The following is a 12,289-nucleotide window of genomic DNA, read 5'->3' on the forward strand; positions in this document are numbered from 1 at the left end:
ATCGCTACACTGCAAAGCGATGGTTATTAATAAAATATTACATAATACATAAGGTAAGTTACTAAATGACTGTTAGTGATAACAAAATGGTAGTGTTAGGCGCAGGTTGGCTCGGCCAAGCTCTTTGTATTAAGGCAAAAGAATTAGCATGGCAAGTGCAGGGTACACACCGAAGTAGCGAGCACGAACATGACTTTCAGCGCCAATTTGCGCTTGCAGACGATGTGCTTAAACACGATGTTTCTCTTGAAGGTGCATGGTGGGTGTGTGCAATTCCACCGCGTAGTCGCAGCTCAGAAAGTAATTATTTAGTCACTTTGCAAGCAGGGCTTGAGCTTGCCAAGCAACTAAATTGTAAAGGCTTTATTTTATGTTCTTCGACGGGGGTCTACCCAACTGAGAATGGTCAATACGACGAGAGTACAGTAATTAATTGTCAATCAGCGCGCCAGCAACTGCTATTTGATGCCGAGCAGTTAGTGCTAAGTGCCGGTGGTAAAGTATTGCGTTTAGCGGGCCTTGTTGGGCCTGGGCGCGACCCAGGTAAGTTTGTTGCTGGAAAAGAGCTGTCTAGCTCAAGTCAGCAAGTGGTGAACATGGTACAACAGCAAGATGTGATAGCGGCGATTTTTTCTGTACTTGAAAACTGGTTTAGTGCGAGCAGTATTTATAATGTGGTCAATCCGGCGCATCCAACAAAAGCGGATTACTACCAGCAAAAATGCGCTGAGCAGGGCAATCAGCCTCCGACATTTACGAGCCAAGACGAAGGTGAGCGTATCATTGATGGCTCTGCGATTGAGTCACTGAGTTTTAGTTATCAAATGCCCATTTAGTTATTTTTTAAAAGTAAGGTGACCACCTAGTCGGTATTTACTACCTGGTGAGACTAAGCGTGCAAAGCTTACAATACCTTGCGTTGACCACGTTCGGCGGATCACTTGTAAACAGGGCTCTTCGTTGTACAGGTTGAGCCATTCACACATTTCTTGGTTGGGCATGATCGCTTCGACCGTGTGGCGAGCCTCTGTGAGTGGGGCATTTTGCGATAAGTATTCATGGGGTGTTAGGCTGTGAAAATCTTGTTGTAAGTAATCTTTAGCAAGAGCTGGGTTCACAAAACGTTCCTCAACTTGCAAAGGTTGCTCGTTTTCATTGTGCACAATCACACTTCGATAAACATGGCTGTCGACTTCGACACCCAAAGCAATTGCGATGGGGGCGATTGCGCGAATAGATTCCATCACTAAAATTGTACAACTGTAATCACTGTTTCGTGCCTTAACTTCATCGGCAATGTTTTTGATTTCTAATAATGATGATTGTGATTTGAAGCTGGCAACAAAAGTACCTTGGCCTTGGCTGCGAGTTAAAATACCGGCATCGGTTAATTCACACAGAGCGCGTCTAGCTGTCATACGGCTAACTTGAAATTGGCTGGTGAGTTCGTTTTCAGAAGGGACGCGGTCGTTTTCTTGCCATTCTCCCGATTGAATATTTTCCAGAATGAATTCTTTTATTTGCGCAAACTTAGGGACGCTCATTATGAAAAGTTTATTTATAAGTTAACAGTGTGTTACAAGGTGACATAATTTCCTTGTATATACAAGACGAGTTGATAAACTTTAAGCAAATTAAAATCTAGGCTCTCGTTGAGTCTTTTGCAAGCATCAAAATAGGTGAAAAATGCACACAACCAACAATGACCAAGCGCTCTGGGATTTAGTGATCACAGATGCCAATATCGCCACAATGGATCCTGCTGTTGATGCACCATACGGCGCCATTGAAAATGCAGCAATTGCCGTTAAAGATGGCAAAATTGCCTGGTTAGGTGCACAAACTGATTTACCAAAGTTTGATGCGCTAGCAACGCCTACCGTGTCTGCAAAAGGGCAGTGGTTAACACCTGGGTTGATTGATTGTCACACTCACTTAGTATTTGCCGGTAGCCGCGCAGAAGAGTTTGAGCAGCGTTTAAAAGGTGTAAGCTACGAACAAATCGCTGCAAACGGTGGCGGCATTGCAAGCACTGTACGTGCAACCCGCGAAGCCGACCACGAAACTCTCTTTGTTAGTGCTAAAGAGCGTTTAAATGCCTTATACGCAGAAGGCGTGACGACGGTTGAGATTAAATCTGGCTATGGCCTTGATTGCGAAAACGAAATTAAACTACTCGAAGTCGCGCGTTTACTCGGTGAGAACCACCCGGTTGATGTTAAAACCACGTTTTTAGGTGCTCACGCATTACCGCCTGAATATAAAGGCCGTAGCGATGAGTACATTGACTTGGTGTGCGGTGAAATGCTTGATCGTGTTGTTGAAGCTGATTTAGCTGATGCAGTTGATGCCTTTTGTGAAAACGTTGGCTTTAGCAACGAGCAAACTCGCCGTGTGTTTGAAGCGGCTAAAAAGCACAACTTACCGGTTAAGTTACACGCTGAGCAGTTATCTAATCAACATGGTGCAGAGCTTGTTGCCGAATTTAATGGCTTATCTGCGGATCATATTGAACACTTAGATGAAGCTGGCATTCAAGCAATGGCCAAAGCGGGCACTGCAGCGGTATTGTTACCAGGTGCATTTTACTTTTTACGCGAAACAAAATATCCGCCAATCGAACTACTCCAGCAGTACCAAGTTCCGATCGCCATTTCAACTGACTTTAACCCTGGAACTTCACCGTTATGTTCATTGCACTTAATGATGAATATGGCGTGCACTATTTTCCGCATGACACCAGAGCAGGCATTAGCTGGTGTAACACGAAACGCCGCGGGTGCCTTGGGTCTTGACGATCGTGGTGTATTAAAAGTAGGGGCTCGCGCTGATATTGCTCATTGGCAAATATCCCACCCAGCACAATTAAGTTACCAATTCGGCGTAAATAAACTGTTAAATCTGTGGATTTTGGGTAGACTTAATTAGATAAGTTTTATTACGCAGTTTGGATTACATGTCATTGATTTTTAGTTTAGCGAGTAGCAGCACCCAACTCGTAAATTTAACAAGTGATGTTGTGCCAGTGTTTTTAGCTGGTAGCGTTTTTATGGCAATGATCTGTGCCTTATGCGTAACCCATAACCCAATTTTAAGACTAAGCCTAGTCGTTAATGGCGTACTAGGTTTAGCAATTTTAAGCTTAGGCTTTCCTTGGTTAGTTATTTTACTCGCTTTAAGTTTATGCTTTCATTTATGGCAAGCATTTCGCACCACAAACTGGCTTGCCATAATATTGAGTGTCGCCGCTGCTATTTCGTTTGCGGTTTTATACTCTGCCCATCTATTACTCGACAACGCTTTATATTGGCTTGTTTTTTCGATAGTTATTTTATCTGTTTCAGGCTTTTTCAATTATGAAGAGCCAGAGGATGAAGAGCAGGTTGAAATTGAGCCGCTCCATAATGATGACATAGATGCCACCCCTCTCACTGGCTTACCGGATCGTAATGCGCTAAAAAATACGTTTGTCGCTTGGAGCGAAGAACACTCAACAAACTGCGCGTTAGTGATGATCCGCCTTGAAGGTTTTAACGATGTTAACCAGCATATCGGTCGTGATTTTGGGGATTTATTATTAGCACAATCGGCGACACGTATTAAACAGCAACTCAGTGTTGATGCTGTGCTTAGCATGCCAAGTTCTGCTGGAAAGGCTGAAAAGCTGGCACATTTAGGGGGCTTAAACTTTGCTTTTATTTGCTCGCTCGAAGAGCAAAAGCATCTTCACGAGCAGCTTATAAGCCAAATTAGGCAAGTAACATTAAAGCCATTCAACGTTGCTAATTGTACGATTGAAGTTAAAGTACGCGCCAGTTATGTGAACTGTGACGAACCTGAATATAGCTTCGAGAACCTGATTTCATTTGCTAACCTTGCTCTTGATTCAAACCCTGAGCGAGCTATTGTACCTTATCATCCGCAAATGATGATTGAGCAATTAGAACAACAAGCACGCCTGCGCGAATTAGCTCACCTCGATTTTGCCAGCGAACTTGAGCTTTATTTTCAGCCGGTTATTCGTAATAGCGACGAGCAAATTGAGTTTTTAGAATTACTATTACGTTGGCAGCATCCAAAACAAGGCATTCTTTCGGCGAACAAATTTATTGATGATATTCGTGTTGCTGGCCTAAGTTACCCTGTAGCTGCGTATGTTATTGAACGAGCTGCTGAGCTTGCTATGGCGCTACGTATGGAAGGCATTGAACTACCACTCAGTATTAATGTGTTTGGCCCAGAAATGCTGCACGAAGAGTTTATTGAATTTGTCGATCGCATTATGACTGAGCACCGATTAGAGCCGGGTGATTTAATTATTGAATGCCCGCTCGATTTATTCATGAGCTTAGATGACCAAGGTAAAGCGATGGTCGCAAGGCTTAATAGCATTGGTATTAAGCTGTGTATTGATGGCTTTGGTGACACACCAATTTGGCTGGCTAAACTACCTAACCTTAATGTTGAGTACATTAAAGTAGCTGCTTCACTGACCGCTGATTTTGCCCATCAAAGCCAAGTTCGTAGCTTAGTCTCTGGCATGGTGGATATGCATAATCAAAATGATGCCAAGGTGATTTGTGAAGGGGTAGAAACCCTAGAGCAACTTAAATTTGTTAAGTCGTTAAACACCTACGCCGCTCAGGGTTATTATTTTAATTACCCGCTTAGCAGCGTAGGCATGATGTCGTGGTTAAAACAATGGCGGTTAGAGCATCAGGGTTGAGTTAGCGAGTCTCAAGAGTAAAGTTAGCAAGTTGCTAGGGGAAAGAGTAAAGATAGAGCTTTCAGCTTTCAGCTATCAGATTGAAAGTTGGCGAGCTCCTTGACTTAGATACTAGGTATTTTAGAGTTTCTAACTTTCTAACTTTCTAACTTTCTAACTTTCTAACTTTCTAACTTTCTAACTTACTAACTTACTTCTCTCGCCTGCAAATACGCATTCACTAGAGCGGTGATTATTTGGCCTGCGTCGTTCATGCCTGCTTCTATGCCTACCGGGTGTTGTGACGGGGCGCCTTCGCATAAATGAAGGTAGCGAGCCGTTGTTTGGCTGGCAGCTAAATGCACAAAGTGTTCTGCATCACTCACACTAAAGCCACAGTTGGTGTAAGCACTAACCGGCATTAATGAAATGCTGTCTAGGTCTACTTCGACTCCAAGCGGCGCATTATCAAACTGAGCTAATGCGTGTTTACATGCTGAAGATAAATCGACTTTGCGACGTACTTGAATATCTTGGTAACTATCAAACCTGAAGTTTGCGTTTGTCAGGGCATCCATAATCGCTTGGTTATTTTTAAATTCGTGTAAACCCATTACATGGTAATCAGCAAGGTGATTCTCGCTGTACGCATATCTAAAGCCATTGCCACTATGACGCCCTTCACATTCTCTAAAATCAGCATGAGGGTCTAAGTTGATGGCGTTGACTGGCTTGCCATGTTGCTTACTAAGGGCACGCAAAATACCTAAGCAGTTGTTATGGCCGCCACCGATTACAATTGGCTCAAGACCAGCTGCAAAAATCATCGCAAGTACTTGCTCAACGCGGGTGTCTATATCAGCGCATAATTCACGGAGTTTGGCTAAATCAGCGTCGTTTTTATTATCAAGGTCAGCGGCTTGTTGGTTTAAGTCATCAAGGGCCACTTCGCCGAGTAATAACACACGCTCATGATTTAAAAACTGGTTATGCGTTTGGTTTAAAAAGCGCTTTAAAAATGCCTGCCACGCTTGCCCTGAGCCACCGTTACCTAAGTTAGCGCGAGGACCAATATCTTCACATACGCCAACTAAGACATAGCGAATACCGAATTGTTTTGCATCGATGAGTGCTTGTGGGGCGTTAACTTGAGTGTCGAGAAGGGCAAGGGCTTGCCAAGCTTTGAGTTCGTTAGCGCGGCGGACACATAAGTGCTTTACCGCCGCTTCATCATAAATTTTAAGGTAGTTTGTCACCGAGATTAGTCTTCTATTATTTCTAACTCTAATTCTTCAGCAGATAATATAATACCGGTGCTATCAGCGTAAACAAAGTCGTCATCAAAGAAAGAAACGCCTGCGAAGTTAACGCCTATGCCGTCTTCACCTGCACCTTCACTATCGGCAGCAACAGGAATAGATGCGATAGCTTGAATGCCTAAGTCTAGCTCTTCAAGTTCATCAACATGGCGAATTGCACCGTAAACGATAATGCCTTGCCAGTTGTTTTCTAATGCGATTTCAGCCAGCTCTATATCAATAAGGGCGCGTCGGGTTGAACCACCACCATCAATCAATAACACGCTGTCGGTGCCATCGGTTGATAAAATTTCGCGGATCAGCTCGTTATTTTCAAAGCATTTAACGGTTTTTACTCGACCACTAAAGCTTGGGCGTCCACCAAAATTGATAAACATTGGTTCGAGCACATCAACCACATCTGCAAAGTGGTCGCATAAATCAGAAGTGCTGTAATCCATTTTTTCATCCTCTAAAGAGACTGTCTGTTTAGTACTCAGTATACCCTGATACAACTCAATAACAACGACTTAATAGCTGAATATTGGTTTAAATCAAAGGAATTTCGTTACCGCAACATTAGTGTCTCAAAAGCGTCACCTAATTGTTATTTTTAGCACCTAAGCTGAGATAAGTATAAAAATTAGACGCAAAGTATGACAAGGAGCTCACCATGGCAAACAACATACTTACAAAATTGGCCAAAGTGGATGAACAGCTGTTCTTAAGCGTGTTTAACGACGCTTCGCCAATTTGGCTCAGAAGATCAGCGCTTGGGTTATCAAAAAGCGGTGATGGTGGACTTTACGTGGTGTTGTTTCTTGGTTTTTGGTGGTTTACCGAGCAACTGCATTTCCAACAACTGGCGATGAGTATTTTGGTGGGTTTTGCTATTGAGCGGCCTATTTACTTTCTCGCTAAAAAGCGCATCGCGCGGGTTAGACCTTGCGACTGCTTAGTGCAAGGTGCTTATTTAGTGCCGAGCGATCAGTTTAGCTTACCGTCGGGGCATAGTGCAGGAGCGTTTGTGGTGGCGACTATTTTGACTATGTACTTTCCTGAATTTGCTGTGCTGTGGTTGATGTGGGCATCTGGGGTGGCGGCTTCAAGGGTGATTATTGGTGTGCATTACCCCGCTGATGTAGTGATTGGCGCGGTGATGGGATCAAGTTGTGCGGTATTAGCAGTGATGGTGGTGGAATCTATATGAGAATTTTGTACGGTATTCAAGGCACGGGTAATGGACATATAACTCGCGCACGCGTGATGGCAACGACTTTTAAAGCATTGGGAGTCGATGTTGACTATGTGTTTTCGGGCCGTAAAGAGCAAGACTACTTTGATATGGATGACTTTGCCGATTACCGGGCATTTCGAGGCTTGTCGTTTACCAGCAAATCGGGGCAAGTTGATAGCTTTAAAACTTTAAAGAATGCGCGCCCACTACAATTGATTAAAGATATAAAAAACCTTGATTTACGTCACTATGACTTGGTGTTTAATGATTTTGAGCCAATTACCGCGTGGGCAGCTAAACAGCAAGGTATCCCTGTTATTGGTATGAGTCATCAAGCGGCATTTTTATCTGATAAAGTGCCAATGTTTGGCCGAGCTTTCTTTCGCCGTGCGCTGATCCGTAATTATGCGCCAGCGAGTGTTTATTTGGGGGTGCATTGGCAGCCTTATGCAGAAAACATTATTCCGCCATTTATTGCAAACCATCATCATGATAACCCGGTAATGGTCGAAAATAAGGTATTGGTGTATCTACCTTTTGAGAATATAGACAGTGTGGTTGAGTATTTAAAAGATTTTCCTGAACGAGAGTTTTACTGTTATCACCCAGATGCGCAGGATTGCTCAATCGGAAATATTCACCTTCGAGCACCTTCACGCGTTGGCTTTTTAAATGATCTCGCTAATGCCGGTGGTGTAATTGGCAATGCTGGATTTGAACTTGCGAGTGAAGCATTGCAGCTTGGTAAAAAACTTTTACTAAAACCGCTTGGTAAGCAATTTGAGCAGGGAATTAATGCGCAGACGCTATTGTCGATGGGAGCAGCTCATGTCATGAGCTATTTAAACCCTAATGCGATGGATGATTGGTTGCAATCGCCACAGAACAAAAAACTGAATTTTCCGAGCGATCCAGCACCTTTGGTTGATTGGTTGCAAAAAAAGCAATGGGAAAAGCTGGATAAATTGCATAAACACCTATGGCAACAGGTTGATTTAGAACAAAAACTGATTGTTTAAAAGTACCTTATATTGGAAAATGCGCGGCAAGTTTAACCACTTTTTATTAGCTGCTTTAAATAGTTTAGCTATACTTTAAATGCATGTTTCTATAGGGCACTTTGAATGAATGTATTACAAAACTTAACTATAAAGCGACGTTTGCAGCTAAACGCGCTCGTTGTTGGTCTTGCAATGATTGTGATGCTATGTGTAATTATCCTTGAGTCGCGCATGATGCTAAAGCTCAATGAAACAATTCAAAATGCGGAGGAGCTCGACATTCATGAACTTGCGATGCGTAAACATGAAAAAAACTTTTTGTTTTACAAAGATGTCGACAGCCTAGAGCTTTTTGAGAAAGAGTATTCGCAGCTAAAAAATAAAATGGCGCGACTAGACGAGTTAGTGAAAGATTTGTCGATGGACTCATCTAAGCTAAATGAATTTAGACGCCTTGCGAAAACTTATTACGATGACTTCAATGAGGTTGTGGTACTACAAAAGAAAATTGGTTTACATCCAAAAGATGCCTTATACGGCGATTTACGTGGTGCGGTGCATCAAGTAGAAACATTATTAAGTGAGCGCGAAAACTATAAATTATTGACCTTAATGCTACAGCTTCGCCGAGCAGAAAAAGACTTTATGCTGCGCTTTGACTTAAAGTATATGGGCAAGTTTGATGAGCTAGTCACAAACTTTCAATCAGAGATCAAAAGTGCTGGCTTCGATGCAAGTTACGAAAACCAGTTACTTAGTTTGCTGGCGACTTATCAAAGTAAATTTAAAGCCTTAGTTGATGCGCAAGTGGCATTGGGCCTTAATTTAGAATCTGGTGCGCTGGGTGAAATGAAACGTAGTGTCGAAATGAGTGATGCTATTGTTACAGAGCTGACTACACAAACAAAAGTGTTTGTTGAATCAAGTGCATCGCGTGCACAAATGATTGCGCTAGCTGTGTTCATTATTGCAAGTATCATTGTAATGCTGTTGGTGTACTTTACCAGCCGTTCAATTATTCAGCCTATTGAGCGTGTATACCACACGATTAACGAAATTCGTCGCAATAATGATCTAAGCATGTCGATTACTCAATCGGGTAAAGATGAAATCACCACCATGACGATTGACTTTAATAGCTTGATCAGTGATTTCAAAAAACTGATTTATGAAGTAAATACGGCGCTAAGTACACTTAACGTGGCAACAGAGCATCTATCAGAAACGACGGCAGCAACTAGCTCTGGTATGCAAGAGCAGCTTCACGAAGCGGATATGGTTGCCACAGCAGCCACCGAAATGCAGGCAACGATTCAAGATATCTCGCACAATACTGAAGCTGCAGCGAAAAAAGCCGAGTCGACTAACTTAAGTGCGCAGCAAGGTCGTTCTGAGGTTGAATCAACGGTAGTACAAATTAATCACTTATCAGAGTCACTGGGTAATGCGTCAAGTGTGGTGTCGCAGTTAGAAAAAGACGCTGAAACCATTGGCTCTGTCCTTGATGTTATTCGTGGTATTGCTGAGCAAACAAACTTACTGGCACTCAATGCGGCCATTGAGGCGGCGCGTGCTGGTGAACAAGGGCGTGGCTTTGCAGTGGTAGCGGATGAAGTTCGCTCACTCGCGCGACGTACCCAAGATTCAACACAAGAGATTGAGAGCATAATTTCGACCTTACAAGGGCGTACGCAAGAAGTAGTGAGTATTATGCAGCAATGTCGCACGCAAGGTGGCGAAAGTGCAGCACAGGCAAGTAAAGCAGGTGAGTTACTACGCTCAATCACCGAAGATGTACAAACCATTATGGATATGAGTACCCACATTGCCACAGCGATTGATGAGCAAAGCCAAGTAGCTTCTGAGGTGAATAAAAACGTGGTACGTATTCGTGATATTGCACAAGAAGCATCGGGTCACGCGGCAACCAATGCACAAACCAGCGAAGAGGTGTCTGAGCAAGCACGTGTGCTTTATCAGGCAATCGATAAGTTTAAAGTTTAATAATGACTTGATACTTTGTATATAAATAGAGCGCGGTGACGGTTTCGTCACCGCGCTTTTTTGTTGCTTGGGAGTGTATACCGCGACAAGATTTTAATACCAATCCGCTTAATTAAGTAGTCTATTTTGAGGCAATAAAACCTCGTTGATAACAAGGCAAAAATTTCGTTATTTAGTTGTTCTAAATGAGAAATTTTTAACGCAGTTAGCGACAGGTTTAATCTCTCAAAATGATTAAGTATTATTGCGGGTTGGTATTAAGGCACAAACTTAATAGGCACGCTATCTTTGCTTGCTTCGTGCTCTGAGACTCTTTTTTGGTATTGCTGCCAAAGCTCATCATGGTTAGCTTGTAGCTCACTTAAATAGTGCCAGCTGAATAAGCCGCTATTATGATTATCGCTAAACACTAATCGAATTGCATAATGACCAACTGGCTCAATTTTGCTAATTCCTACGTGTTGCTTACCAAGTACGAGTTTCATTGGTTCATTACCATGACCTTGCACTTCTGCAGACGGTGAGTGAACACGCAAAAATTCAGCACTAAATTGAGCAATAGTCTGATCATCAAAATGAACATCTAATACTTTACTAACGCTGTGATAATGCACTTTAGTGACTTCTTTCATGTCAGCCTCGAATCCACGATTTATAAACTAAAAAGCCTCCAATTGGAGGCTTTTTAGTATAACGCTAATTTGTTGATTAAAGAATGAAGCGACTTAAGTCTTCATCTTCAACAAGGGCACCTAAGTGCTGCTCAACGTAGTTGGCATCAATAGTCAGTGTTGTGCCTGCTTTTTCTGAGGCATCAAATGAAATTTCTTCCATTAGTTTTTCCATCACTGTATGTAAACGACGTGCACCGATGTTTTCGGTTTTTTCATTTACTTGCCAAGCCGCTTTTGCGATACGTTCAATTGCATCATCGGTGAACTCAACGTCAACTTGTTCTGTTTTTAACAGCTCACGTTGTTGCTCAGTTAATGAAGCATGAGGCTCAGTTAAGATACGCTTAAAGTCATTAGCAGTAAGTGCTTCAAGCTCAACGCGAATTGGTAAACGACCTTGCAGCTCAGGGATCATGTCTGATGGTTTTGCCATTTGGAATGCGCCAGATGCAATAAACAACATGTGATCTGTTTTAACCATACCGTGTTTAGTGCTCACTGTTGAGCCTTCGATTAATGGTAGTAAGTCGCGCTGAACACCTTCGCGGCTCACATCTGGACCAGACGCTTCACCACGTTTACAGATTTTATCGATCTCATCGATGAACACGATACCGTTTTGTTCTACAGCGAAGATAGCTTGCTCTTTTAACTCTTCAGGGTTTACAAGTTTTGCTGCTTCTTCTTCAACTAATAGTTTGAAGGCTTCTTTGATCTTTAGCTTTCGCTTGCTGCGCTTATCGCCACCCATGTTTTGGAACATGCTCTGTAGCTGGTTGGTCATTTCTTCCATTCCAGGCGGAGCCATGATCTCGACATTAGGTTGAGCTTGTGCAACATCGATATCGATTTCTTTATCGTCTAATTGGCCTTCACGTAATTTTTTACGGAATGTTTGACGAGTTGAAGAGTTCTCTTCTGTTTTTGACTCGCCAAATGTATCGCGTGCTGGTGGTAAAAGGGCATCTAGAATACGCTCTTCTGCCGCTTCTTCAGCGCGGTGTTTAAATTTTTTGGTTTGCTGTTCACGAGTCATTTTAATTGAGATATCAACTAAATCACGAATGATAGTCTCAACTTCTTTACCAACATAGCCCACTTCAGTGAACTTTGTTGCTTCAACTTTAATGAAAGGCGCATTAGCAAGTTTTGCAAGGCGACGAGCAATTTCTGTTTTACCCACACCAGTAGGACCAATCATTAAAATGTTTTTTGGTGTTACTTCGGCGCGTAGCTCGTCGCTTAGTTGCATACGGCGCCAGCGATTACGTAGCGCGATTGAAACTGCTTTTTTAGCTTTAGCTTGGCCAATAATGTGTTGATCTAGCTCGTGAACGATTTCTCTTGGCGTCATCTCAGACATGGCAGTT

11 protein-coding genes are annotated in these 12,289 nt (G+C 42.7%); 6 read left to right on the top strand and 5 right to left on the bottom strand.

What is annotated here, in order from left to right:
* Positions 1-65: 65 nt before the first annotated feature.
* On the top strand, positions 66-836 hold the full coding sequence (locus tag P4S60_RS01220) for an NADP-binding protein (protein ID WP_337114751.1): 771 nt from the start codon (positions 66-68) through the stop codon (positions 834-836).
* Here P4S60_RS01220 and hutC read toward each other — a convergent pair whose 3' ends face one another.
* Entirely contained in the window at positions 837-1,544 is a 708-nt protein-coding gene (gene hutC, locus P4S60_RS01225) for a histidine utilization repressor (protein ID WP_337114752.1), read from the bottom strand.
* Positions 1,545-1,686: 142 nt separating this feature from the next.
* Between hutC and hutI the strand changes: the two genes are divergently transcribed.
* Both hutI and P4S60_RS01235 read left to right on the top strand, forming a co-directional pair.
* Positions 1,687-2,928, top strand: coding sequence for an imidazolonepropionase (gene hutI, locus P4S60_RS01230; RefSeq protein WP_337114753.1), 1,242 nt, complete (start codon positions 1,687-1,689; stop codon positions 2,926-2,928).
* A 121-nt stretch (positions 2,929-3,049) separates the two neighbouring features.
* Positions 3,050-4,726 carry a GGDEF domain-containing phosphodiesterase gene (locus tag P4S60_RS01235; protein WP_337116809.1) on the top strand — a complete coding sequence of 559 codons (1,677 nt, stop codon included), beginning with the start codon at positions 3,050-3,052 and terminating at the stop codon, positions 4,724-4,726.
* Positions 4,727-4,911: 185 nt separating this feature from the next.
* Here P4S60_RS01235 and P4S60_RS01240 read toward each other — a convergent pair whose 3' ends face one another.
* Together P4S60_RS01240 and rraA are read right to left on the bottom strand one after the other, a co-directional pair.
* Complete coding sequence (locus tag P4S60_RS01240; protein WP_337114754.1) at positions 4,912-5,961, bottom strand: formimidoylglutamase; 1,050 nt, start codon at positions 5,959-5,961, stop codon at positions 4,912-4,914.
* Between the two features lie 5 nt (positions 5,962-5,966).
* The gene (gene rraA / locus P4S60_RS01245; RefSeq protein ID WP_054552822.1) at positions 5,967-6,464 is read right to left on the bottom strand and encodes a ribonuclease E activity regulator RraA; all 498 of its coding nucleotides are present in this window, start codon (positions 6,462-6,464) and stop codon (positions 5,967-5,969) included.
* A 212-nt stretch (positions 6,465-6,676) separates the two neighbouring features.
* Between rraA and P4S60_RS01250 the strand changes: the two genes are divergently transcribed.
* The 3 genes from P4S60_RS01250 (at position 6,677) to P4S60_RS01260 (ending at position 10,245) form a co-directional block, all read left to right on the top strand.
* On the top strand, positions 6,677-7,213 hold the full coding sequence (locus tag P4S60_RS01250; protein ID WP_063699951.1) for a phosphatase PAP2 family protein: 537 nt from the start codon (positions 6,677-6,679) through the stop codon (positions 7,211-7,213).
* Complete coding sequence (locus tag P4S60_RS01255) at positions 7,210-8,259, top strand: MJ1255/VC2487 family glycosyltransferase (RefSeq protein ID WP_337114755.1); 1,050 nt, start codon at positions 7,210-7,212, stop codon at positions 8,257-8,259. Before P4S60_RS01250 ends, P4S60_RS01255 begins: the two co-directional genes overlap by 4 nt.
* Before the next feature lie 105 nt (positions 8,260-8,364).
* Positions 8,365-10,245: a methyl-accepting chemotaxis protein gene (locus P4S60_RS01260; protein WP_337114756.1), complete on the top strand. Its 1,881-nt coding sequence runs from the start codon at positions 8,365-8,367 to the stop codon at positions 10,243-10,245.
* A gap of 257 nt (positions 10,246-10,502) precedes the next feature.
* On the opposite strand, the gene P4S60_RS01265 is transcribed toward P4S60_RS01260, so the two are convergent.
* Together P4S60_RS01265 and hslU are read right to left on the bottom strand one after the other, a co-directional pair.
* Entirely contained in the window at positions 10,503-10,877 is a 375-nt protein-coding gene (locus P4S60_RS01265; RefSeq protein ID WP_337114757.1) for a gamma-butyrobetaine hydroxylase-like domain-containing protein, read from the bottom strand.
* 76 nt (positions 10,878-10,953) lie between these two features.
* Entirely contained in the window at positions 10,954-12,282 is a 1,329-nt protein-coding gene (hslU, locus tag P4S60_RS01270) for an HslU--HslV peptidase ATPase subunit (protein WP_337114758.1), read from the bottom strand.
* Between the last annotated feature and the right edge of the window lie 7 nt (positions 12,283-12,289).

Source organism: Pseudoalteromonas sp. Hal040, from assembly GCF_037162425.1.
In the GTDB taxonomy this organism is placed as follows: Bacteria; Pseudomonadota; Gammaproteobacteria; order Enterobacterales; family Alteromonadaceae; genus Pseudoalteromonas; species Pseudoalteromonas gelatinilytica.

What these genes read in the sequence shown, in the direction of transcription:
- P4S60_RS01250 (WP_063699951.1), top strand. Translation starts at nt 6,677, where the DNA reads ATGGCAAACAACATACTTACAAAATTGGCCAAAGTGGATGAACAGCTG.
- P4S60_RS01235 (WP_337116809.1), top strand. Translation starts at nt 3,050, where the DNA reads ATGGCAATGATCTGTGCCTTATGCGTAACCCATAACCCAATTTTAAGA.
- P4S60_RS01255 (WP_337114755.1), top strand. Translation starts at nt 7,210, where the DNA reads ATGAGAATTTTGTACGGTATTCAAGGCACGGGTAATGGACATATAACT.
- rraA (WP_054552822.1), bottom strand. Translation starts at nt 6,464, where the DNA reads ATGGATTACAGCACTTCTGATTTATGCGACCACTTTGCAGATGTGGTT.
- P4S60_RS01265 (WP_337114757.1), bottom strand. Translation starts at nt 10,877, where the DNA reads ATGAAAGAAGTCACTAAAGTGCATTATCACAGCGTTAGTAAAGTATTA.
- P4S60_RS01220 (WP_337114751.1), top strand. Translation starts at nt 66, where the DNA reads ATGACTGTTAGTGATAACAAAATGGTAGTGTTAGGCGCAGGTTGGCTC.
- hutC (WP_337114752.1), bottom strand. Translation starts at nt 1,544, where the DNA reads ATGAGCGTCCCTAAGTTTGCGCAAATAAAAGAATTCATTCTGGAAAAT.
- hslU (WP_337114758.1), bottom strand. Translation starts at nt 12,282, where the DNA reads ATGTCTGAGATGACGCCAAGAGAAATCGTTCACGAGCTAGATCAACAC.
- hutI (WP_337114753.1), top strand. Translation starts at nt 1,687, where the DNA reads ATGCACACAACCAACAATGACCAAGCGCTCTGGGATTTAGTGATCACA.
- P4S60_RS01260 (WP_337114756.1), top strand. Translation starts at nt 8,365, where the DNA reads ATGAATGTATTACAAAACTTAACTATAAAGCGACGTTTGCAGCTAAAC.